Origin of the sequence: Ruegeria sp. ANG-S4 (assembly GCF_000814005.1) — a bacterium.
Taxonomy (GTDB): domain Bacteria; phylum Pseudomonadota; class Alphaproteobacteria; order Rhodobacterales; family Rhodobacteraceae; genus Ruegeria.
This window is the reverse complement of the sequence record NZ_JWLK01000006.1, coordinates 381,472-405,194: the sequence shown is the minus strand read 5'-3', so window position 1 is coordinate 405,194 and position 23,723 is coordinate 381,472. Positions and strand designations below refer to the sequence as shown.

Genomic DNA, 23,723 nt, shown 5'->3' with positions numbered 1-23,723 from the left:
AGATCAATGAGCTTCTCATTGAGTAATGGTATTGATGAACAATTGAATTACTCCGAAGAATTGTCGATCATCTTTATTGGAAAAGAACTATTTTATTCGAACCAAACCCTGCGCAGCGTGCAAAATGAATTCGGCGTCGAAGCGATGCGCTTTGATGCATTGGACACGCTGCTGTCAGGCGAGGCCGACACCAATGCATCCGGGCAAATCGTCGTCGTCGATCAGATGATGCTTGAGGATTTGCTGAACCGTCCCGAAGACTATTTGCAAGTGGCGGCGTCCGGGTGCCTTGCGTTTGCGTATCGCAAGGAAAGCTCTGCCCGGTTTCTGTTTGAACACTGGGATCGCGCCCGGTTCGGGGACATAGGGTATCTGCCAATGAACGTGGCGCCTGATGTTTGGCGGTCCATCCTGCGGTTGCTGATGCATGAAGAACTGCATTTGCCCTGCTTTTTGGCCGATTGCCTTCCTGCCGCTTCGAATGCACCGGAAAGGCCATCGCCTCAACCAAAGCCGACCCCGGCCCGACTTTCCCAAAAGATGCCGCTTTATTCCAAGTTGACGAAACGCGAAAAGCAGGTCCTGCGGTTGGTGTCGCAAGGCGAAAGCAACAAGACCATCGCGTCAAAACTGGGCATCACCGAGCACACGGTCAAGCTGCATATGCACAACGTTTCGGGAAAAATAGGCGTCAGAAATCGAACGGCGGCAGCACATTTCTATTTTGAGGTCGCGCCCAACGATACGCGCGGCCCCAGCCTTGACTGAACCGTTCGAGTCCCGATTTGACCGCTTGATCCTGTTGGTCGGGCGTCTGAATTACATGTGGACCAACACCGAAAGCCTGTTGATCCATCTGATCGCAGGCTTGACGGGTGCCAACAAGGATGTAGCGGTCATCATCTTCCTGACGCTCAATACCACGCGCGCGCGGATCGATCTTGTCGAGCGGCTGGCCAAGATGGATGGTCGTGCGCCCGAAATCCGCGATCCGATCCTCGAGCATACGCAACGCTTGTCGCGTCTGTCGTCTGTTAGGAACAAGTACAATCACTGCATTTATTCATTCGATCCGGAAAGCGGCAATCCAAAGACAATCCTGATGCGCATCGCAGACCGCAAAACGGGTATCAAGTTGGGCCGAGAAGACACGGTGGATGATCAGGCCATGCACGAGATCGAAGATGTGGTCAAACAGCTCTCTGACGCCAATCGTGACATCTGGCAACTGATCCGGCAGTTGAACTTTCCAGTCTGAGAGTTCGTTGAATTTCAGGATGGTACCCGCGGCCGGACTCGAACCGGCACGGCCTTTCGGCCCAGAGATTTTAAGTCTCTTGTGTCTACCATTCCACCACGCGGGCAATCCCTGCAAAAAGGATCGTGTAATTTGCGGCAGGTTTACAGCCTGGGAATCCGATTGAAAAGACGCTCATTTATTCATTTACACGAGCATGCTGAACCAGGGCCTTGCCGTCAGCGACCCAATGCGGCCTCCAACCGCGCTGAACTGCAAAAACAGCGTTTGGCATATTCGATTTTGCGTATGGAATCGGCATTTAGACCAACGGCCTTTCCACAGTCTTCGCGCGCAGCGCCTGCCATCTGGAATGCCGGACCGTTCTGTCCCGAGTTGGTCAAGACCTGATATTGGGATGCAGCGACTTGCAACCGGTCGGTCAGATCGGACTGAAGTTCGTCACCGGCTGCGTTTTCTGCAATCGGGATATCGCGATAGCTGCGGCACGCGCCCAGGATTTCCGCCAAACCGACAGTCACGCGTCGGTTGCGCCGATCGGCGGTCGTTACAGCAATCAGCAGGTCGTTTTTGCCACGGCTGGAAATCTGGCCAATCTCGTCAACCGGCACACCCGCTGCAATAAGGGCACGCGCGACCGTGTTCGCCCGGCGCTGTCCCAGGTTCTGGTTGTAACCCGACGATCCAACGGCGTCCGTATATCCCACGACGACCGTGGGCTTATAGCTGCGAACCGCCTTAAGACGCTCGGCAATCTCCGCGACTTGCTGCTGCCCCTGAGCATCCAACTGGTCGGAGTCAAAGTTGAAGTTGACCGTGCCAAAGGTCTCTGCCTGCGCCGACAGGGGGAAAAGGATGACACAGAGGAACAGAACCAACCGAAAGAAATTCATGCTCTGCAACTCCGGGCGATAGGACAAGGTAAGACAATCAAACAATGTCAGGCTTGCCGTTCCAAGGCAAGTCAAGCGCCTCGCGCTTGACGTGTCGCCGGAAACCTGCCGAAATGGCACTAAATAAAAAATTCGAATACAATAAACCAGCGGCTTGAGGGATATAATGCGGAAGATTTTACTCGGCTCGGCGATGTATTGCGCGGCTCTTACCGCCCAGACAAGCATCGCAGATGCGCTTTCGCTGGAAGACGCCATCATTTTTGTGCTGGAAACAAACCCCGAAATCACCGCCGCTGAATCCAATAAACAGGCGATCGAGTTCGAACTTCAGCAGGCCCGAAGTTTTTGGTCCCCGCAGGTAGAGGTCGATGCATTTGCCGGCAGCAGCATCAACGACGGAACGACGACGCCTGACCTGTCTTCGGCGCAGGACTGGATCGGTGGCTACGAAGTGGGTTTGCGCATATCTCAGCTATTGTTTGACGGTCAGGAGACCCGGTCCGAAATCGAACGCCAGGCCTACAGGATCGACGCCGCCGCGCTGCGGGTCCTTGAAAGGTCCGAAGTTCTGTCGCTGGAAGCCATTCGCCTTTACGCAGACGTGTTGAGGGTGAGATCGCTTGTGGGTCTGGCCCGGGCAAACCGAGACTATCACGTGCAGGTGTTGGAACGGATTCAGCGGGCTTATGACAGCGGTGTTGTCGGAATCGGCGATCTTCAACAAGCTGAAGAGCGATTGATCCTTGCCGAAGATACAATCATCTCATTCGAACTGGACCTGGAGGACGTTCAGAACCTGTTTCTTGCGGTAGTCGGGGTCGAGGCCAAGGGTCTGTCCACCGTTCCGGACATTCGCGGTGCCCTGCCGGCCAACCTTGATGCTGCCTTGGAAACCGCACGACGCTCGAACCCGACCATCCGGTTCTTGCAGGCCGATGTCGGATCAGCCGAAGCACAATCACGCCGAACCAACGCAAATGCGTATCCCAAGCTGTTCCTAGAAGCTGATGGACGGTTGGGCGAAGATGTCGGCGGGTATGAGGGCGATGTCGCGGATGCGCGGATCGGTCTTGTTCTTAGGTATCAGTTTCAGGGAACGTCCAAACGCGCGGCGCGTCAGGAAGAAGTTCGCCGTGTCAGCGAAAGCCGCGCGCGGCTATTGGCGCAAACGCGGCGTGTCGAAAACGAGGTTCGGCAAAGCTATGCCGTTTACCGCTCGGCACAAAGGCGAACACAGAAAATCACCGCACAGGTCAATATCGCGCAAAAGCTGCGTGAGACTTACGAAGAAGAATTCACGGTAGGCCAAAGATCCTTGTTGGACGTTCTGAACACCCAAAACGCGCTGTTTCAGGCTCAGGCCAATCTTGTTAACGCGAAATCAGCCGAGAACTATGTGCGCTACCGCATTTTGGCGTCGGTCGGCGTGTTGCTGAAGTCCATGGGCATCACACCGCCCGAGGACTCGAACGTTTATGCACGGGACGAGTTGAATGTGACGCCGCGCAGCCAAACCGGGGGCGAGCAGCGGCTGGACGCGCGGGCCTTCAAGGACTGGCGAAAGTCGCTTGACTGAGCGCGTCGGGGAACGCCCGAATACGGAGAGAACGCAATAGCAACCAAGGATCAACGGAACCGACCCCCATCAGCGCGTGTCAGCATCGCGCCGCGAGTCGTGTCTGGCGGCCCCAAGGACACGGCAGCACCGGATTGGTCATTTCAGAACCGCCCGTTTGATCCGCTTGCCAGTTCGATTTCCGAATGTTTGCGCCTTCGGGGTCGGGATGTCGGTGTCGATAGCCTGTTGTCGGGGCACGCATTGGACGGCGAGGGTCGCCTGAGCCCCCGCGAAGGCGTCAAGGCGCTCGAGTCCCTCGGGTTTCGCGCCCATTTGACGCGCCGGGACCTCGGCGACCTGCCCGCGTCGGTTCTGCCTGCCGTTTTGTTCCTGAAGTCCCGAGATGCCTGCGTGCTGGTGTCGCTGGACGAGGAAAAAGCAACGGTTATCTGGCCTGCCCGGTCTGACGACGCGTTGGAGCTTGCTTCGTCCGAGCTTCAGGACAGTTACGCCGGTCACGCTTTGCTGCTTCAAACCAAAAAAACAACGGACCAAACCGGAGACTCTCAGGATACACCGCGCCATTGGTATTGGAGCATCGTGAACCGGTTTTGGCCGGACTACATGCAAGTCATTTTTGCGTCTGCCATGATCAATGTGCTGGCGCTTGCGACGCCATTATTTACCATGAATGTCTATGACCGCGTCTTTCCAAATGCCGCGCTGATCACGTTGTGGTCTTTGGTCGCTGGCGTCGGCCTGGCGCTGTTGATTGATGCGGTTCTCAAATGGGTCCGCGCCAGAGTTGTCGACAAAGTGGCCCGGCGCGTCGATCTGGCCGTATCCTCCGAGCTTTTTCGCCACATCGCGGACCTACGGTTGGATGGACAGATACAAACGTCGGGCGGTCTTATCAACAACCTCAAGGACTACGAACAGGTTCGGGATTTCTTCTCGTCCCAGACGCTCGCCTCGTTGACCGATCTGGTGTTCGCCGTCCTGTTCATTGCGGTTATCGCCTATATCGGTGGTCCGCTCGCCTATCCGCCCGCGCTGGCACTCAGCTTCGTTTTGATCATGGGCCTGTTGATCCTTGTCCCCTTGCGCCGCGCTTCGAACGCGGACCGGCAGATGAGCGGCGTAAAAAACGCGGTTGCTGTCGAAGCTGTAACGGACCTCGAGACCCTTAAGGCCGTTGCCGGTCAGGGGCGGATGCAGGCGCGATGGGAAAAGATGGTGTCAGAGTCTGCAGGCACACAGGAACGCAGCCGCAGATTGGCGACTTTCGCCACGACCCTGACCGCCTTCGCCCAGCAGGTTTCGTCCATAGGGATCATCGTTATCGGCGTGTATCTGGCACTTGAAGGCAATCTGACGATGGGTGCCGTCATCGCCGCGATGATCCTGTCTGGCAGGGCAATGGCCCCAACCGCCGCGCTGTCCGGTTTGTTCGTGCGCGCAAGCTTTGCCTTTTCAACGCTGCGCGGTTTGAACGCGTTGATGTCACAGCCGTCTGACACCGAAGCCGCCGACACATCGCTAAACGCCCCAACGGAAGAAGGCGCTTTTGAGTTGCGGGATGTTTCGCTGCAATACGCTGGCGCAAAGGTTCCATCGCTAAAAGGTGTCTCGTTGACGACCCAAGCGATGGAGCGTGTGGGAATTGTCGGGCCGGTCGGCGCTGGAAAAACCAGCCTTGTGCGCGTTTTGTCCGGCCTTTATGCGCCAGCCGAAGGCATGGTTCTTCTTGATGGGTTGAACATGTCCCAGATCGCCCCTGCCCGCTTGCGCAAGGACGTTCAGCTTGTCCCGCAAGAGGCGGTTTTGTTTTCCGGGACGCTTGCCGAGAATGTCGCCTTTGGCGTGCCACAAGCCACGAACGCAGACGTTCTGCGCGTCGCCCGCCTGACAGGCGTGGACCGGATCGCCGCCGCACATCCGCAAGGATTTGCAATGGCGATCACAGAACGCGGCCGCAACCTGTCGGGCGGTCAACGGCAATTGGTCGCTTTGGCCCGCGCGCTTTTGCCCAGACCGCGCGTTTTGCTATTGGATGAACCTACATCTTCGATGGACACACAGACCGAGAAATTGTTTGTCGAAAATCTGGCCCGTGTTCTGGCGCATTGGCCGATGACCCTGATCGTTTCGACCCATCGCAGCAGCCTGTTGGCGCTGGTGGATCGTCTTGTCGTTCTGGACCAGGGCCAGATTGTCGGAGATGGACCCAAGGCCGATGTCCTTCAAAAACTCGCCGATGCCGGAACCAAGCCATGAGCGACCGGGATTGGGAGTTGATTGATTTTGCACAGGGGCGAGACGCCTCAGGTCTTCGACGTTCGTCCAGTTGGTTGTGGGCGGTGCTTCTGGCGCTGATTTTGATCGTGGGTTGCGCAATCGCTTGGGCATCCTTGGCCCGGATCGAAGAATTGGCCCGCGCAACGGGACGCGTTGTCCCGTCCGGGCAAGCCCGCGTGGTCGAAAGCCTGGAAGGTGGCATCGTGCGCAACATTCTGGTTCGCGAAGGCGACGAGGTGCAATCAGGCGAAATTCTTGTCCGGCTGGATGATACAGGCTCATCTGCCAGCTTGGGCGAGTTGCGGGCACAGCAAATGGCCCTGCGCGCCCGTGCCCTGCGGTTGGAAGCCGAATTGGGCGGCGCGGATGCGCCGGATTTCTCAAACGCCGGGATTGATCCGGATGGTTCTCTGGCGGTCCGGGAGATCGCGTTGTTCGACAGTCGCACGGCATCATATCTGGGTCAGAGCGCGGTGTTGGAGGCGCAGGTTCAGCAGCGCGTTCAGGAAATCGCCGAACTGGGTGCAGCGCTCGAGCGCGTGTCTGAAAACATTGCCTTGCTGGATGAGGAAATCCAGATCAAGACCGACAGTGGCATCGTACCCCGCGCGCAGTTACTGCCGGTAGAGCGTGAACGCACCGCGCGCCGACAGGAACGCGACGCGCTGAGCAGCCAGCGCGAACAGGCGCGGGCCGCTTTGTCCGAGGCCAACGCCCGCGTGACCGAAGCAGAATTGCAGCGCCGTGCCGAGATCAACATCGAACGCTCGGATACGTTGAACCAGCTCAGCGTAATCGAGGAAAGCATCAAGAGCGCAACGGATGTCGTGAACCGTGCAGCGTTGCGTGCGCCGGTGGATGGCATCGTGTCATCTCTGAACGTGCATACGATAGGTGCGGTGATTGCGCCCGGCGAAGAAGTTCTGCGCATCGTTCCCGCTGACGACAACCTGATGGTGGAAGCGCGCGCCAGACCCGAGGACGTAGCCTTTATCCGACCCGGCCTTCCGGCCAATGTCAAACTGACGTCGTTTGACTTCACCGTTTACGGCGCGCTGGACGCCGAGGTCGTTCGCGTCGGTGCTGACGCCGAACAGGATGAAGCGACAGGCGAGGTTTATTTCCCCATCATCGTCGAAACCCATAGCAACGCCTTGGAAAAAGGTGATCTTCGACTGGAAATTCGCCCCGGCATGGTGGCATCCGTCGATATCCTGACCGGAGAACGCACGGTTCTGGATTACATCCTCAAGCCGTTTCGCAAGGCGCGTTTTGAGGCATTGCGAGAGCGGTGAACTGGCTCAGATCACCGCCGTTTGCTGCGCCCCGCTGGCATCGTTGAAGATCACCTCGACCTGAGGCGGTACGCCGCCGCCAGTGACGTTGACGGTCGCGACCTGCGATCCGCTGACCTCCAACGCCCCGGAACCCGCGTTGAAACTGACTTCGGTGGCCAGATCGGCGGGATCGACGCTGACCAATGCTGTTAGGTCGATCTGATCTCCGCCTGCAGGGCCTTCGTAGTCGGTAATGACATCGGACACGGTCAGATCGGTCATTACAAATATGTCCGAACCGCCACCGCCTTGCAGCGTGTCCGCGCCATCACCACCGGTGATTGTGTCGTCGCCGGTGCTGCCAATGGCCCAGTCATCGCCAGAGCCAAGGTTTATTGAATAACCGTCCGCACCAGCGGAAAGATCGATGAAATCATCGCCGCCCAGCAAATCGAACCCTTCGATTTCCGCGTACGGAGATGTCAGAGACAACACCACTCCATCATTGCCCGACGTGCCTTTGGCAATATCATTCCCACCGACCGCGCCGGTTACATCGTCCAACAAGTCATATGTGCCTCCGCCCGGATCCGTCACCGGTGTTCCCGTACTTTCCATTTGGAGCGTGTCGATATCCAGGTTGGCTTGCGTTGACGTGCTCGCCGGACCTGGGCCGCTGTCCACCACATCATAGGTCAAAACAGGCGTGCCGACATAGGCGTCCGGTACCGTGATCTGGACCCCGGTCGCTTGGACATCAATGGTGACATCCGGGTCAGAGGTTGCAACATTCGCAACGCTCAACGGTTGGTCTGCGTCGGTCGCATTGGCCAGCAAAGTCGCAAAATCGATGAATAGGACCGGGTCCGTTGACGTCACGCTAACCGGTCCGGAAACATCCGGTTGATCGTTGATTGCGATGCTGAATGCCTCGTCCGGCGCGGTGCCGTGGTTGGTCGATACCGAAACCGCCCCTTCGACCGTACCGGCGAACGTACTTGGCAACGTGATTGAAAGCGCAGCGACAAGCAGCGCAAAATCGGCGGGTGATGTCGCGCCGCGGGTCAGCGTCAGTGTTTGCCGATCCGTTGAAAGGGTTCCGGCAGATACCGTTGTGCCCGCTGGCAAAGGCGCAGTGAACTGAACAGTGACCTCCTCCAAAGTCTCGGACGGGGCCGCCTGGCTGTCCGTGACCATTGCGTCGATACCAAAATCAACCTGCATTGGCGTTCCGGTTTGTGGCGCTGACAGTGGCATGGGGTCGATGGTGACCGTCAAGTCCAATTCACCATCTATCTCGATTGTAAAGGTGCCGGTTTCATCCCCACCTTCGTTGGTTGTGACCCGAAGTGAGCCGTCCAACGGTGTGCCGTTGGTGGCGAAATCGGCGGGGAAATTGACTTGCAACTGATTGAAATCAGCAAGGGTTCCCGCGAAGATCAGATCGCCTGTAACGGCCACGGGCGCCGCAGCGCCGATCTGATAGGTTGTCCCGGCGGGGACTCCAACAATCGTGTAAGTGACCGAATCCACAATTTCGGACCCGTCTGTGTCGGTGACCGTGATATCAAAATCCGGCGCGGGCGAATAACTGACCACATCATCCGTTTCGGTCAGCACAACATCCGGATCATTCACCGTGACAACCAAATCCGGTGCGGGCGTTATGGTCAGATCAATTTGCGCTGGTGGCGAGGTTTCGCTGTCCGAGAACCCACCGCCGACGGCTGTGTCGGTCGTGACTGAGACGATATCCAAGGTGATATCGCCCGCAAAATCAGCCGGCGGTTCAAATGTCACCGTTCCATCAGGCTGAAACGAAGTGCTTCCTGGAATTGACGCACCGGCCCCGCTTGGCAGGGTTACGACGCCGCCAACCGGAACCTGCTCGACACCATCCAGGAAAATCCGACCGCCCGGTGGCACCGTGATCTGGAATTCCATGTCTTCGTGGGGATCAGGCGTCGTACCTGAGATCGACAGCAAATATGTGGTGCCGTCATCCTCCTGCCCGGTCGCGGGAATGACAATGGCATTCACGGTCGGACCGTCGGCATCCGGTCTGACCACCACAAGGAAATCGGACGAACCGCTGGCACTGTCCGAATTCGCGAGTTCCAGAGTGTTCACCGTCAGCGTCAGCGGAATCTGCGCCGGAAGTGTCGGGTCCAGCGCGTCCGGCGTGCGGGCATGCTCATCGCGCAGAACAATCTGAATTTGCTCAAACGCGGCAGGGGTCATCGTGAACGTGCCATCGCCATTATCAATGAACCCTGTGGCAGGACCTGTAACCAGCAGGTAGTCAGGCACATTCTCCAGAACGATCGTGACCTCTTCGGACCCGTCCTGATCTGGTGAGTTCGCGTCGATGACATCACCCAGAGTGAACGGAATATCTTCGACAATCGTGATCACCGGAACCGGGCCGCTTTCGTCCACGAACGGCTGGCCCGTGTCCGGATCAACAACCGTTTCATCGAAGTCGAAGACCGGGACATCGGCAACCGGGATAATGTCCAGTGTCCGCGTAACCGTGCTGGACCGTGTCGATCCATCAATGTCTTCGCTGGTTGCGGTGATCCGATACTCCAACGGTCCGCTGTAGTGTTCATTTGCCGTGATCTGAACACTTGCCAAGTCGGCAGGACTTACCGTGTAAGCTATGAAACCACCTGCAACAGGCGTTCCGGCAATTGGATTGCCGCTGCCATCCAAAAGCTGACCTCCGTTGGCACCGTCTATCTCAATCACGATATCGCCCGTGGGACGTTCGCCGGGGTCAATCCCGCGAATTTCGATGTCCGGCGAAAATGGCGTATCCTCCAATACCGAACTGCCGCCCGTGGTTACGATTTCGGGACCGTCGACGACGGGATTTATGACAATGTTGAAGGTGCTCGTGGCGCTGTCGGATGTGCCGCAGGTGAAGTTGTTCAGCAGCATCTCGTATTCGAGCTGATTGAGGTTGTCGTATGGGTCGTCAGGACCAAAGGTCTCATCAGTCGGGAAGGGGTTTACCGGGCTCGATTCATGCTCGGGCGGGGTGAACAAAATGGATCCCGCCGTTTGCGTTGGATCAGCCGGATCGACGCCCAGCGCGTCGATGTCAATCGCATAAAGCCCTGTCACCGGGTCGAACAGGACCGCGCCCGGTGGATCACTGCTGAGCGTCGCGCCCGGAGGCAGATCAATTCCCAGGCCAAAATCGCCGACCACGCCATTTGGCAGGTTCGCGAGATCATCGATGCTGTCGTAAAATGGTGGATTTGGTGTGATCCGCAGTTTGAAGGCGATCTCGGTATCCTCGTCGCCGCTGCCGACCAGTTCCAGCACCGGTAGCGGCAATTCCTGCTCGGGCTCGCAATCATCCCCACCACCGCCATCGGGATCAGGCACCACGACGATCGTGAAATCCTCGGACACGACCGCGCCACCTGGAACCGCGTTGATTGCGGCAATTGCGGCCTCGGGCGACAGCCCCGACAAGTCAGGCAGGTTTGCGTCATTCTCGACCACGATCGCGTTGAACGTCAAATCGTAATAGGTCGGCTCGGCCACATCGACGGGAACAAATTCCAGGTTTGGCAATTGGGTCTCGGTTACCAGATAGCTGGTTCCGGTTGTGTCCAAAGGTGTCGCGTTGGTGAACGCGGTCGCCGGGTCGACGCCGGTGATGATGTAATAAATCGTTTCCGAGCCATCGAAATCCGCCGCCGGATCGCCTTCGGGCACAAGGATTTCCGTCATCACCCCTGTCAACGGCGTGACCGCCCTACTGAATGTCACATCCTCGACCGGTGAAAACAGCCCAGTTTCGATGCTGAGGGTCCTCAGCCTTTTGTCCAAAAGGAACGGGCCGTCATCGAACCCGGCATAGCCAAAAATTCGATCTGAATTCGGAATGCCGTCGACGACGTCACCGGGTCTGAAGCTTCCGTCTATGGTCGATGGATCAAATGGGTATCCGGTTTCGTCTTGAACCGTGATGACCGGATCATCGGCGACGCCGGTGACCGTCAGCGTCGCGGTCCCAGTCGCGACCAGCGTCTGCGTCGGGTCAATCGTTTCAAAGTATTCCAGCGATACGTCGAAGACAAAATCTTCATTGCTGTCTTGTCCGGGTAACACCCACAGGTTGGAGGCCTGCGCAACCGTCAGGTTCAAAGACCCCACGCCCCTGATAAAGAGCGGCGTCAACTCGACCGACGATGGATCGCTGGGTGGGCCGTCAAAAAACTGCGGCACGCGCCCGCCTGAATCGGGGATAATGTTGCTGATTATGACGATGTCCAGAATGGCCTCGGGCGATTCCGGCGAATTCGTCGGGTTGTCGATCAGGTTTCCGTCGATCGGGAAGAAAACCGCCCTGTCTTCGCGGGTTTCATAGCTTTCGCTCGGATCGCCGCCGTCAACCACAGGATCAATCGTCAATTGCTCGGGAAGCGTTGTAACACGGGTCCCGCCGCCGTCTGCTTCGGTCGTCACAACCTCGACGTTCACTGCGACCGTTCCCGCGAAATGCAAAGGTATGCCGCGCGCTTCCGCTTCCAGCCAGCCGCCGTTCTCAAGGCTCCAGGTGTTGAATCCGGGCGGCGTGTTCACCTCGGTCAGCAGCGCCGGAATTTTTGGCCCGCCCGGATTTGCCGGATCAGGGACGAAGATCTGAATACCATCGGGCACTTCACGCAACACGACAGCGGTTACCTGTTCACTGCCGTCCTGATCCTGAATGATGGGTTCAAAGGGAATTTGCCAGACACCGCCAGCAGCATCAATGACGCCCTCGTTGCCTTCGGGCAGTGTTAGGATGACGGCGAAGTTGTTCACCGGATCAACATCGACATCAAATGTCGCGTCCGAGACCTGATCATCCGTCGTGGCGGTGTTGTCGTCCTGCGTGGTCAGCGTGATGGTCAGATCATCGCCGAAGAAATCCCCAACCGAGGTGAACGGATCACCATTGTCCCGATCCACATCATAGTCTTCATACAAAGACGGGCGAAGTTGGATAGACGCTTCAAAACTCGTGACATCAGGCACAAAGGTAATCGTAAGCTCACCCGTCGCGGCGTCGTAGGTCGCGCTCTGGATTTTGTCCAGCTCGGCCTGCGTCAGAGGCGCAGTCCCGTCAGAGGTAAACAAAGCGGAAGGTTGGACCGCCGTTCCGCTCAGAAAGTCGGCAATCCAGTCCGACGGCACGTTCTCGACCACCAGCGTGCTCAGCTCTTCGGACCCGTCCAGATCGGGCGTGGACGCGTCGAGGCCAACAAAAAGCTCGACCTGCCCCGGACCGGACCCGTCACCCGTGCTTTCAAGCAAGGTCAGGATTTCCGCACCGCTGACGGAACCGTCCTCAACACTGGCAGACACAGCGGTGGGGCTGCCCGCGGCAACCTCGGTCGCCATCAGTACGAAAACAGACGCTGTCAGGTCAGCCTCGGCCCTTGGGTTGACCGTCTGGGTAATCTGGAAAACGCCAGTGTTGAAGTTGTCGCTCAGGTCGTCCTCGACATCGCCCGTGGTCGTTTCGTTCCAGGCTAGCGTGCCATCAAGGGTCAGGATTCCACTGAAATGCTGGGGAACAGTGGTTTGCAGCGATTCCAGCGCAGAAGAAAACTCGGCGTTGGTCGTACCGGGCGTGGGTTCGATCGAATAGGTCACGCTGTCCGCGGTTGAACCGGTCTGGGTTATGGTCGCAAAACCGCGTAGCGCACTGTCACTGACACGCAGCCCCAGTTGGTTTGGGTCCGAAGGATCGAACACATCGCTGGCAGTGGCCACCGAAATGGTTAGTTCGAGACTGGTTATGGTTTCCGAACCGTCTGTGTCGTCCAAAGCGGTTCCCGTCAGATCGACATCAATACGGCGCACGTTGTTGCGGTTTTCGTTGACCGTTGTGTCAGCTGGCGTCGTATTTAGATCGTCAACAATGGCGTCAACATCGACGTCAACGCTATCGGTCGCTGTCTGGGTATCAGTGGGAAGTGTCGCAGCCTGATCGACTGATGTCACAGTCGCCGTCAACTCATCGCCGACAATCGTGGCAACATCCCGGTCATCATTCAGCAAGGGTGCCATCCGCAGGGCACCGTCAAAATCGGTGACGCCCGGCGCCAAGGTTATGGTCAGCGTCGTTCCGGCAAGCGTGGCAGAGGTGATCTGCGCGGCCCCTTGTTCGAACAGGGCCAGATCGACGGCGCCACCGATATCAGGAACCCAACCTGCCGGGATGTTCTCGATCACGATTTCGGTCAGCGCCTCGGACCCGTCCCGATCCGGGGTCTCAGCATCGATCAGCAGAAGGAACGTCGTGTCTTCGTCAACGATGAAATTGTCGAGGCCGCGCTCGTCCACATTCGGCGTGCTGTCATCGACGGACAGAACGATGGTCGGCTCGGCCACCGGGGTGACATTCAATTGGAAGCTTTCCGTGGCAACCGTGGGGTCGCCTTCATCCGTGTCCACCGTAATGGTTATGTCGATGACACCGGAATAATGTGTAGGCAGGCTCGCAACGGCGAGAGCCCCTACCTCGGCCTGGGTTCCGGTCCATTGCGTGTTCGCGGCATTCAACACCGTTCCATCGCTAAGGATCGTGTCTCCGGCAGGCAGATTGGCGAAATCCAGAGTGATTGACGTGATGGACTCGGAACCGTCGATGTCGGTGATATCGACATCAAGATTCAAGGGGATGGGCGTGCCCAGATCCTCGATCACAGTGATATCCTGCGACGTTATTTCAACGTCTTGTTCTGATGACACTGTAATCGAGAACACGCCGGTTTCGACCCCGTCGTCCGGGCCCGTATCCGTTTCACCGGCCAGCAATGCCTCGTCGGTGGTAAAGGTCGCGCTACCCGTGATCGGGGTCGTGGTCGAAAAATCGTCCGGCAGGCGAATAATCACGTTCTCGTAGTCCGCCAGCGACGACAAAGTCAGGTTGAAAACCGGTCCTGTCGGAACGGCTTGGAACGTCACGCCCCCATTCGTGGAATATTGCGTACCGGGCGGCAGGCCGTTTACGACCAGATCGACCGATGCAATCGTTTCCGAGCCATCCGCGTCGGTGGCTTGTCCGGTCACAGCATCAGCAATCCGCACATCCAGCGGGGCTTGGCTGGTGGTATCTTCGTCCGTATCGCCAGGCGCGTCATTTTCAGCAATGGCAATCACACCGGGTCCGCTTAGGTCAAGGTCACCTTCCGCATCCAGAGTGATGGTCAAAAAGCCATCATCGACACCGTTTTCGTCTGTTGTGGCGACTATCTGGGCCTCAAGCACCGATGCCGGGTTTTCGGTCGAGAAATCTGCCGGAAGCTCGATGACCAGGTTTTCGTAGGCCGCAAGGTCGCCCACAAAATTCAGCGTCGCAGTCGCCGGACCAAAACTGGCCCCGCCGTCCGTCGACACGCGCGTTCCGGGCGGCAACGTATTGAATACAACGGCGACCTGATCGACGCTTTCCGACATGTCGAGATCCGTCGCACGCGGCAAAATGAAATCTGACGGGGTAATGAGGACAACCGAGTCGGTCTCGGCCAGCGCAACTGTTGCGTCATCTACGACGACATCTCCCTCGAAATTGACAGTCACGGGTATCGTCCCGGTCGAAGGCCCTTCGTTGGTGACAACGTTCAAGGTCGCCGACAAATCCACCATGGGGTTTTCGGTCGAATAGTCGGTTGGGAAGACCAGCCTGACGTCACGCGGATCAGTGCCGGTGCCTGTGAATTCAAAGAGAAAGTCAACTGTGCCGTCGGGGTTTGTGCTGAAAGCGCCAACAGGGGTTCCCGAACCATCCACGGCCAGCGTTCCCGCCGGCAAACCGTCCAGATCGAATGTCAGAGACTCGATCGTCTCGCCAGCCGGGACCTGAACGTCGATGAAAGCAGATAGCAGAACTTCGACCGGCGCGTCGGTTTCGTCGACAATGACCTCTCCGTCAATCACGACGTCCGTAACCGGTTCAACCACGATGACCTGAGGGACCGCCGATTGGCCTTCGGGCGTCGTGACTGTAATCACGTTGAGGATGGTGCCGTTATAGTCGCCTGGCAAGTCCAACCGCAGAGCCTCGGCCTCCGCTACCGATCCGGTCCAGACGCCGGTTGCGTCGTCATAGGTGCCTGCGGAAAACACTGTCCCTGTCGGGATACCGGTGAACAGGATCTCGACATCGGCCGAGAAAAAGGAACCGGGTGTCTCGGTCTCGGACCCGTCGATGTCCAGCACTTCGATCTCAATCTCCAGATCGACCGTGACACCGGCCGAGCTGTCGGGAACGCCGCCATCTTCTTGGGCTTCAATCAGAATAGGTGCGGTGAGTTCGATATCGGGCTCAAAGTCGATTTCGACCACACGGGTTGCCGTCGCGGTTCCGTCGACGGGCGTGTCGGTTGTGGGGTCCTGATCCTCGTCCGTTTGCACGTCCAGTTGGAACGTCAGGGGCAGCGCGGTGTTGCCATTGGTGAGATCAGCCCGGTTTGCCGTGGAAAAATCGCGCGGAAGCGTCAGTTCAAACGCATCATAAGCGGCTAAAATGTCAGCCGTCGCGGCAGAGGTCATCGACAGCGTCAGCGTGGCCGCCCCGGTTGTGGGGTCGTCAACCAGAGTTGCGGTGGCACCTGCTGGCACTGTGATCAACAGTGACGCAAGGGTCGAACCGGCGGGCAGGCCATCGATGGTAAGCGTCAAGGTCTCAAGCGACTCTGAACCGTCCTGATCCGTTACCACAGGCATTAACAAGTCGGACGGTGCGATCAGTGTCGGTGAATCTGTTTCGTCCGGCACCGTGTCGGGCATGGTGTCGTCTATGAACACATCCCCTTCGGTCTCAATCACGACATCGATTGTTTCTGAAACAGGCGCTGTCAGGACGCCATTCTGGCGCGTCACGACGGTCAGATCGGCCTGAAGCGTGGTCGGCGGGTTCTCGGTCGAATAATCGGTCGGAAATTCTAACGTGACGCCAGCTGGATCGTAAGGCGACGTGTCAACATCATAGCTGAGCGACAAGTTGATTGTACCGCCTGCCCCCGGATCGCTGGTACCAATAACGTTGCCGTCTTCGTCCAGAATGCGCGTACCGACCGGCACGCCATCCAGCGTGAACTGAAACTGTGCAAGCGTTTCGTTCGGGTCGCTGATCCGGATTTCGATGAAATCTGACAGAACGACTTGTAGCGGCGCGTCGGTTTCCTGTGTCAGGATATCACCAATAATCTCGACGTCAGATGTTGGTGTAACCACGATCAACTGATCGACCGTTTCGCTTCCTTCGCGTGTTGTGACCGTGATGGTAGCGTCGATTTCTCCGGCATAATCGCCCGGCAGCGACAAAATCAGCGCCTCGGCCTCGGGTACCGTGCCGGTCCAAGTTGCGCCGGCCAAAGTCCCGCCATTGACGCTTGTTCCGGGTGGAAGCGTGCCAAACTCCACCGTGACCAGACCCCGGAAAACCAAATCGGTCGGATCTTCGGTCTCGGATCCGTCGATGTCGTCGATGGTGATCTCGATGCCCATATCGACATCCACCCCAACGGAGGAATCCGGGACACCGCCATCTTCCTCCACTTCGATCCGGTCCGGTGCTGTCAGGTCGATGTCTTCCTCAAAACCGATGTCGACGACACGCGTTACGGTGACCGTGCCGTCATTCGGTAGATCATCGGCGGCAGAAACATCTTCGTCGGTCTGGATGTTCAGCGTCAGGCTGATAGGCAGTTGCGTTCCGGATGTCAGGTCCGATCGGTTGTCAGTAGAAAAGTCTGCCGGAACGGTGATCTCGAGGCTCTCGTAGGCGGTCTGAATATCCGCAACCTGTGCCGCATCCATCGAAACGGTCAAAGTCACCGATCCATCAACCGCCGTGGCGACCGAAGCAAACGCCCCGACAGGCACAACCAATCCAAGACTTGCCAGAGTTGAACCGCCGGGCAAGCCCGTCACGACCAATTCCAGCGTTTCGTACCCTTCGGAGCCGTCTATGTCAGTGACTTGCGGTTCCAACAACTCGGACGGCCGGAACGTAATCGGATCGTCGGTTTCATCCGGGACCGTATCGGGCAGCGTGTCGTCTATGATCGCGTCGCCTTCGGCGAAAACGTCAATATCAAAATCCAGCTGAGCAGAACCTTGGTAGTTGGTCTCGAATGAAACGGAGGCCTGCAATGGGCCGGGCGGGGCATCGTTGCGGCTCTCGGTTGAGAAATCCGTCGGGAACGTCAGCGTAAGTGCATTAAACTCTGATTCAGAACCGGTGAACGACAGGGACGCCACACCTCCGGCAGCCGTTATCTGCCCGAAGTTTGATGTCGTACCCAGAGGCAATCCATCAATCGTTAAAGTGACTTGCGTAACCGCCTCGCCCAGATCCGCCTGATCCAGATTGAACTGAACAAAAGAAGCGGGCCGGAAATCAAGCGGAGCATCCGTTTCATTCGCCACCGGCGGACCGGACAACGTGATCGAGTTATTGCCTGGCCCCGGCGCCCCATCATCGTCAAAGGCCTCGCCCGCAAAGAACTCCTGCTGTCGCTGCAGTTCCGGCGGGTAGTCCGTCGGCGGCAAGAGGGGGTTGTATTCCAACCCTTCCAGTGGATCGCCAACGCGAACCGGTTCCTGCTCGCCTGTTCCGGGCCGGGCCGTGCCAAGGTCCAAAAGCTGACCTAAAGTCAGGCGCGGGGCATCGCCCAGTGTGTCATAATCGCCCAGTGTTTCTATGGCGTTTCGAAGATTTATCGCCGAAACGGGAAAGCCATCGGCCAAGATGACAAAGTTGTTTTCGGCGCCAGCAAGCAGGACAACGACCCGCCCATCGGGGTCAATCAGAAACAAATCGTTGTCGACAATCAGAAACCTGTCTGCTGAAAACCCATCGGGAAGCTCGACTGCCTTCAAGCCATCCGCGTCGACAACCAATTGAAACTGCTCCGGGAATTCCCCTAGTGCGGCCACCAATTGAGCAACGGTGGTTTCATCGGGAAACTGATGAACTTGATCAACCGTGTCGCGTGCCAAAGCCGAAGCCTCTTGTCGATTAGAGTTAAAATTATGTTAATTTATCATCTAAAATGAATGCGCCCAAGCAAGTTAATTTGCGGGTTCCGTAGGGTCAGGTTTGAGCATCGAATCCACCAGTCCGCCACGCAGAAAAATCAATCCTGAACTGTCGTGTTGAATTTCGGATGTCGCGGCGTATTTGATTTGCCTGCACCTAATGTGATCGAATTCGCAACCACCGCCCCTTCCCCGCCGTTTCCGGCTGCGGTAGACAGGTGTAAGCCGACGAACCGGCCGCCAGAAGCCGGTTTCCGGAAGCAAGAGATTTGGAGCGGTCCATGATGTTACGAAGCCTCGTTCTTGCAACACTTTGTGCCGGGATTTTACCGTCGGTTACGCTTGGGCAATCTGCAGACACGTCATCGTCGGGATTGCTTGTCGAATTGAATGCCATCCAGGATGTCGACGGGGCCTGTCGCCTTACGTTTCTGATCCAGAACCAGACGGGCACATCCATTGACAGCGCCATCTTCGAGACCGTCATTTTTGACGCCGAGGGCAGTTTGGTCAGCCTGTCACTCTTTGACTTTCGCGATCTTCCGGCGGACAGGCCCAGAGTGCGCCAGTTTGATCTTTCCGGCAGACAATGCGCCTCGGTCGGGCGCGCGTTAATCAACGGCGCAAACACATGCACGGTCGATGGTTCAGACAGTGATCTGTGCAACAAGGCCCTGACGCTCAGCAGCCGGGTCAGAATGGAGCTTTTGGGATGAACCCTTTGACAGCCCTTCGGGAAATTCTGGCGCTCGGCGGACCGGTGGTGGCGATTTTGATCGTTATGTCGGTTCTGACCCTAGCCGTGACCCTCTACAAACTTTGGCAATTCGCAGCCTGCGGCGTCGGGCGCCACCGCGTCCTGTCCGAGGCGCTGGCCGCCTGGGACGCAGGCGACCGAAGTGCGGCCCGTATGCGGCTGAACCAAAGTAGCAGCTACCTCGCGCCGATCGTGGGTGCTGCGATGGACGCGTCGGATGTTCCGGGCGTGGACGACCGTTTGGATGCCGAAGCGGGATTGGCACTCGCCGGTTTGGAACGCGGCTTTCGCTTGTTGGACACTGTGGCTCAGCTTGCACCGCTGTTGGGCTTGTTCGGAACGGTCCTTGGGATGATCAACGCCTTTCAAAGTCTTCAATCCGCCGGATCATCCGTCGACCCGTCACTTTTGGCAGGCGGGATTTGGGTTGCTTTGGTCACCACAGCAGTCGGTTTGGCCGTTGCCATGCCGACGTCGATGGTATTGTCGTGGCTTGAAAGCCGAACGGCCCGTGAACGTGTTTTTGCCGATAAGGCGCTTCGGACCGTTCTGGTGCCTGGTCAGGCCATTCCGGCCACCGATGCAGCCAGCAGTCTTGCGGCCACGCCCGAGCATGCGTAACCCGGCACCCTTCGTGCGCCGACCCATGTCGATGACACCACTCATCGACGTGATCTTTTTGCTGCTCCTCTTTTTCATGCTGTCTTCGACGTTTTCAAGGTTCGGGGAAATTGAGTTGACGCAGGCATCCGCCGGAGCCGCGGAAACCACCGAACCGTCAGAACGTTTCTTCGTTCAGCTGGGTGCCGAAAGGTTGTCATTGAACGGCGTGCCGCTGGCTCTGGACGAATTGGCAACTGAACTCCAGGCCGGCCAGGTACTCGTCAGTCTTGATCCGGACACTACGGCACAGCGCCTTGTGGACCTGCTGGTTGTTTTGCGCGGGCAAGATGATCTGGCGGTCACCGTTTTGGAGTGACGCTATGATCCGATACGCCCGCCCCCGCCACAAGCGAGACTCGACCATACCCTTGATCAACGTCGTGTTCCTGATGCTGATCTTTTTCCTGATCGCAGGCACAATCGCAACGCCGTTGGATCCAGATCTTGAACTTGTGGATACTCGGGAGTTAGAGGGGCGCGACCCGCCTGATACTCTGGTTCTGCGTCGCGATGGAACGCTCCGTTTTCAAGGGTCGCCGATTGATCCCGAGACCTACATGGCCCGTCATGCCACGGAACCGGTACGAATTGTCCCGGATCGCGACGCCTTGGGTCCCCGCTTGATCGAAGTCACTGCACAGCTGCGCGCGTTTGGTGCGCAATCCGTGCTTCTTGTGACGCGGCAGGCGCTGGAATGATCCGCAAATCCGCATTTGTCGCGGTTTTGGCCATTTTATTGTCCGTGGGTGCGCATCTTTTTGGGCTCATGTTCAGCACTGCAGATCTGCCAAGACAATCTTCGGAACAACGGCGTTCCAATTCGGTTGAGCTGACGACCACGTTCGAGGATTTCGCCGATCCTGCGCCTCAACCGGTCGAACCGGAACCAGAGATTGAACCGGAACCGCCCGTCGAACCCCCACCCGAGCCTGAAAGCGCCGAAGTTCCGACCAGCGACGCGAAAGTAGCCTCACCTGATCCTCAGCAGGTCTTTGCCCCGGACACCGGCGCTTCGGCAATCATACGACCAAACACGCCAGAACCCGATGTGACAGAAACTGTTGAGCCGTCCGAGGACTCAACGCCGTCAAACGCCGAGGCACCACAGACGGTAGAGCCAGTTCAGCCTGCGACAGAAACAGCCGAAAGCGCAGAACCCGTCGAAGCGCCAAGCCCTGAGCCGCCGCTTTCCCCTGCGCCGACCGAGGAAGCAACCACGGCGGCCGAGGAGTCGGATCTGGCCGTCACCGCGTCAATTCGGCCCCGTCTGCCAGAAGAAAGACCGCTCCAACCGCAAGACAATGCCGAAGAGGAATTCGATGAGTTCGCGATTTTTCGCAACCCGCAGCGAACCGTCGTTTCACCTCTGGCGCAGTACCGGCAGGACGGAACCGACGCTTTCAGTTCCAGAAACCGCGCGTCCCGGTCTGGCGGGCGCGGACCCGGCAACGCCGACGAGACCAATTATGCTGGCGAGGTTTTGGTTCATTTGAATCGCGCGCCGCTTGTTTACGTGGCATCCAAAGGTTTTGCGCAGGTCTTCTTTGAAATAAATCCTGACGGCTCTTTGGCATGGGTCGATGTCGTCGACAGTTCAGGCTCGCCAGACATTGACCGCGCGGCGAAGGACCAGGTTCGAAGTGCCGCCCCCTTCCCGCGCCCGCCGGGAGGGGTCAGTCGCAAGCTGTCGTTCTTTTACCAGATCAACTGATCCGCCCGGATTTCCCAAGCAAAATCTGGATCGTCAGTCTTGTTCGGTTTGGGACCGTTTGTTGATGCTGGGTTGACCGGCCAAACTGACCAAAGCAAAGAATGCTCTGCGTCGTGCAAATGGTACGACGCGCCGAACTCGTACCCCCTCAAAGAAAATCGTCAGACATCCCCAGACGCGCCGCACCTGTTGGTTAGACCGAATACATGGTTGAATTGTGACAGTTTGATTAAGTGTTGAGCCCTTTGGCAAAAAGCGATCAGCCACTGATTTTGTTGGTTCGCGTATTTTGGAGGGATGCGGTGGGGCGGCACGTCGTACTCATAACCCCCTCTAAAGCCAGTTTAAAAACCAGTACATACTAAAATCTGGACATGCCGCCCGCACACTCACATTGGCATTGTGGCGAAATTGTGTCCACGATTCTCTTGGAAACTCACTGTTTTCGGGCGTGAAACCATAACCGAAATGCAACAAAAACTGCGTCTCTAGGGGATTCCCCTAATACCGCGCGATCCGAAACCGAGATATCGTCATTCGCAAGGACAATAAGCTCAACGCGAATATCGCGCAGTGAACCCGGACCCCAATAGGCTTTTACCCCCTCAGCCTGTGTGGTCCGGGTTTAGTCTTTTTGGGTTCCGAGACAATTGATCGTTGATTGGAGAGCGAAGAAGCGCAAGGACCCGGCGAATGACTGGACTTGTTTTGAAGCCGGAGCCGACCCAATCCGCGGCCGCAATCCCAAGCGCATGCAAATCAACTTAAAGCGAACCGCTTGAGACTACCCTCGCAACCCGGCGTTCAATAGCGAGCGTCGACAGATACCTGTAGTCGTGGCATTGCTGGTTTCGTCTCGCTTACAGGATCATCAATGCGCGCCTTTGAAATCCTCTGGATAGTCTTGTTTCGGTTCAGACCATTGTCCAGGCTCTGGGCCGTTTGTCTGATCCTCGTAAACCTTGCATCGCTCCTGTTCCTCGACAGCTACTACGCTTGGTACAATCTCATTGCGGTTGGAGTTGGCGTTTCCCTGATGATCGTCATCTACCTACGGCTCGGGTTTGTGAGGTTGCTTGGGATTGGCCATGCTTTATGGATCCCCATGATCGGTATCTTTCTTGCCGACATGCCGGACCGGTCAGCAGAACCGGCCCTGTATGTTTGGCTTGTTCTTTTGATCGCGTTCAACACCGCTTCACTGGTGATCGACGCTGTTGATGTCGCGCGCTTTGCCCTGGGCGAGCGTGCGCCGCACTATTCATGGGAACCGCGCGACCCCGCCCTGTGAAGCTTTGGATCGGTTTTCGATTGGAAAGGTGAATGTGCTGAATCAAGTAAGGCGGTGGCTACCCTGTCGCGGGATAAACCCAGACTTGCAAAGTCAGATGCAGAACGCTCAAAAAAGCAGGGAAAACGGCCAAGTCTTGCACTTATCGCTTTGAACTTTTCAAGCGCGACCTTAACAAAGACAGATAGGTATTTTGTTCCGACGGTAAGCCGTATTGCGCATGCGAACTACGCGCTGGCCATTTTTTGCGAGTTTGAAGTGAGTGATATTGTCCGAAGTGATAGCCTGAACGGGCCTTCTCAGCCGATCGCCGAACTGCTGCGCCCAAAATTTCTGACCAATTCATTCGGGGTCGTCGTGGCAGCCGAGTTACCGCAACTCGGGTTGTCGCGAGTAAGCCGGTTTGTTGATGAGGCTGAGGCTGATTTTCGGGAACGCGTGCATCTGGAATTGGTTAGGGCTCACTACAACTGGTCCGGCCCATTCTACGAGTTGCTCGACACATCGACGCTGACGGCGTGCAGAACCGCGATTGTGGCTGCGCTTACGACGCGCAACCCAGATCAGGACAAGAAAATCCACGACAGCGGAGAGTTCTATTTCTTGTCCGATTGAGGTTTCCGAAAGCAGTAAGGTGCGACGCGCCCCACTCGTACCCCCTCTTTGAAATCGCAAATCCCATCAAGGCGCGCCGCCCTGCATTGGTACATGTGTTAATTGTTCCAATTACGACTGTTAGATGAAATATGCGCCCGTCGCGTGACATTCAAAAAACGCAATTCGTTCTTCAATTACTGACAGAAGGTTTCGTGGGGCGACATGCCGTACTAGGTAACCCCCTCAAATCCAGTCGAAAAAACCAGAACGTGCTAAAATCAAGACATGTCGCCCGCAAACACAAGATCGCATTGCGGCAAAATTGTGTCTACGATTCATTGTGAAACTTACAGTTCCCA

General features: G+C 57.2%; 14 protein-coding genes and 1 tRNA gene. 12 read left to right on the top strand and 3 right to left on the bottom strand.

The features are described from left to right. Window positions 1-6 precede the first annotated feature (6 nt). Both RA28_RS22305 and RA28_RS19815 read left to right on the top strand, forming a co-directional pair. On the top strand, window positions 7-768 hold the full coding sequence (locus tag RA28_RS22305; protein WP_052261525.1) for a helix-turn-helix transcriptional regulator: 762 nt from the start codon (window positions 7-9) through the stop codon (window positions 766-768). Continuing rightward, the gene (locus RA28_RS19815; protein ID WP_039532514.1) at window positions 761-1,258 is read left to right on the top strand and encodes a hypothetical protein; all 498 of its coding nucleotides are present in this window, start codon (window positions 761-763) and stop codon (window positions 1,256-1,258) included. The genes RA28_RS22305 and RA28_RS19815 overlap by 8 nt, the downstream gene beginning before the upstream one ends. A 20-nt stretch (window positions 1,259-1,278) precedes the next feature. Here RA28_RS19815 and RA28_RS19810 read toward each other — a convergent pair. Both RA28_RS19810 and RA28_RS19805 read right to left on the bottom strand, forming a co-directional pair. After that, a tRNA-Leu gene (locus tag RA28_RS19810) sits at window positions 1,279-1,364 on the bottom strand. A gap of 112 nt (window positions 1,365-1,476) precedes the next feature. Beyond that, window positions 1,477-2,151 (bottom strand): OmpA family protein, encoded by a 675-nt coding sequence (locus RA28_RS19805; protein WP_039532513.1) that lies wholly within the window; start codon window positions 2,149-2,151, stop codon window positions 1,477-1,479. A 166-nt stretch (window positions 2,152-2,317) separates the two neighbouring features. Here RA28_RS19805 and RA28_RS19800 point away from each other — a divergent pair, with 166 nt between their 5' ends. The 3 genes from RA28_RS19800 (at window position 2,318) to RA28_RS19790 (ending at window position 7,305) form a co-directional block, all read left to right on the top strand. Next, complete coding sequence (locus RA28_RS19800; RefSeq protein ID WP_241481174.1) at window positions 2,318-3,730, top strand: TolC family protein; 1,413 nt, start codon at window positions 2,318-2,320, stop codon at window positions 3,728-3,730. Window positions 3,731-3,829: 99 nt separating this feature from the next. Next, window positions 3,830-5,989 carry a type I secretion system permease/ATPase gene (locus RA28_RS19795; protein ID WP_241481173.1) on the top strand — a complete coding sequence of 720 codons (2,160 nt, stop codon included), beginning with the start codon at window positions 3,830-3,832 and terminating at the stop codon, window positions 5,987-5,989. Continuing rightward, entirely contained in the window at window positions 5,986-7,305 is a 1,320-nt protein-coding gene (locus tag RA28_RS19790) for an HlyD family type I secretion periplasmic adaptor subunit (RefSeq protein ID WP_039532510.1), read from the top strand. Before RA28_RS19795 ends, RA28_RS19790 begins: the two co-directional genes overlap by 4 nt. 6 nt (window positions 7,306-7,311) lie before the next feature. Here RA28_RS19790 and RA28_RS19785 read toward each other — a convergent pair whose 3' ends face one another. After that, complete coding sequence (locus RA28_RS19785; protein WP_052261523.1) at window positions 7,312-18,306, bottom strand: cadherin-like domain-containing protein; 10,995 nt, start codon at window positions 18,304-18,306, stop codon at window positions 7,312-7,314. Between the two features lie 320 nt (window positions 18,307-18,626). Here RA28_RS19785 and RA28_RS19780 point away from each other — a divergent pair, with 320 nt between their 5' ends. From RA28_RS19780 to RA28_RS22705, 7 genes are all read left to right on the top strand, one after another. Beyond that, window positions 18,627-19,061: a hypothetical protein gene (locus RA28_RS19780; protein ID WP_039532508.1), complete on the top strand. Its 435-nt coding sequence runs from the start codon at window positions 18,627-18,629 to the stop codon at window positions 19,059-19,061. Next, window positions 19,058-19,723 (top strand): MotA/TolQ/ExbB proton channel family protein, encoded by a 666-nt coding sequence (locus tag RA28_RS19775; RefSeq protein ID WP_039532506.1) that lies wholly within the window; start codon window positions 19,058-19,060, stop codon window positions 19,721-19,723. Before RA28_RS19780 ends, RA28_RS19775 begins: the two co-directional genes overlap by 4 nt. Then, entirely contained in the window at window positions 19,716-20,081 is a 366-nt protein-coding gene (locus RA28_RS19770) for an ExbD/TolR family protein (protein WP_241481172.1), read from the top strand. The genes RA28_RS19775 and RA28_RS19770 overlap by 8 nt, the downstream gene beginning before the upstream one ends. Window positions 20,082-20,085: 4 nt before the next feature. Next, window positions 20,086-20,463: an ExbD/TolR family protein gene (locus tag RA28_RS19765; RefSeq protein WP_039532505.1), complete on the top strand. Its 378-nt coding sequence runs from the start codon at window positions 20,086-20,088 to the stop codon at window positions 20,461-20,463. Continuing rightward, window positions 20,460-21,476: a TonB family protein gene (locus RA28_RS19760; protein WP_039532504.1), complete on the top strand. Its 1,017-nt coding sequence runs from the start codon at window positions 20,460-20,462 to the stop codon at window positions 21,474-21,476. Before RA28_RS19765 ends, RA28_RS19760 begins: the two co-directional genes overlap by 4 nt. Window positions 21,477-22,350: 874 nt before the next feature. Further along, the gene (locus RA28_RS19755; RefSeq protein WP_039532502.1) at window positions 22,351-22,767 is read left to right on the top strand and encodes a hypothetical protein; all 417 of its coding nucleotides are present in this window, start codon (window positions 22,351-22,353) and stop codon (window positions 22,765-22,767) included. Window positions 22,768-23,025: 258 nt separating this feature from the next. After that, a complete protein-coding gene (locus RA28_RS22705) occupies window positions 23,026-23,382 on the top strand; it encodes a hypothetical protein (protein WP_152612116.1) in 357 nt (118 codons plus the stop codon). Window positions 23,383-23,723 lie beyond the last annotated feature (341 nt).

What these genes read in the sequence shown, in the direction of transcription:
- RA28_RS22305 (WP_052261525.1), top strand. Translation starts at nt 7, where the DNA reads ATGAGCTTCTCATTGAGTAATGGTATTGATGAACAATTGAATTACTCC.
- RA28_RS19805 (WP_039532513.1), bottom strand. Translation starts at nt 2,151, where the DNA reads ATGAATTTCTTTCGGTTGGTTCTGTTCCTCTGTGTCATCCTTTTCCCC.
- RA28_RS19800 (WP_241481174.1), top strand. Translation starts at nt 2,318, where the DNA reads ATGCGGAAGATTTTACTCGGCTCGGCGATGTATTGCGCGGCTCTTACC.
- RA28_RS19790 (WP_039532510.1), top strand. Translation starts at nt 5,986, where the DNA reads ATGAGCGACCGGGATTGGGAGTTGATTGATTTTGCACAGGGGCGAGAC.
- RA28_RS19780 (WP_039532508.1), top strand. Translation starts at nt 18,627, where the DNA reads ATGATGTTACGAAGCCTCGTTCTTGCAACACTTTGTGCCGGGATTTTA.
- RA28_RS19775 (WP_039532506.1), top strand. Translation starts at nt 19,058, where the DNA reads ATGAACCCTTTGACAGCCCTTCGGGAAATTCTGGCGCTCGGCGGACCG.
- RA28_RS19770 (WP_241481172.1), top strand. Translation starts at nt 19,716, where the DNA reads ATGCGTAACCCGGCACCCTTCGTGCGCCGACCCATGTCGATGACACCA.
- RA28_RS19765 (WP_039532505.1), top strand. Translation starts at nt 20,086, where the DNA reads ATGATCCGATACGCCCGCCCCCGCCACAAGCGAGACTCGACCATACCC.
- RA28_RS19760 (WP_039532504.1), top strand. Translation starts at nt 20,460, where the DNA reads ATGATCCGCAAATCCGCATTTGTCGCGGTTTTGGCCATTTTATTGTCC.
- RA28_RS19755 (WP_039532502.1), top strand. Translation starts at nt 22,351, where the DNA reads ATGCGCGCCTTTGAAATCCTCTGGATAGTCTTGTTTCGGTTCAGACCA.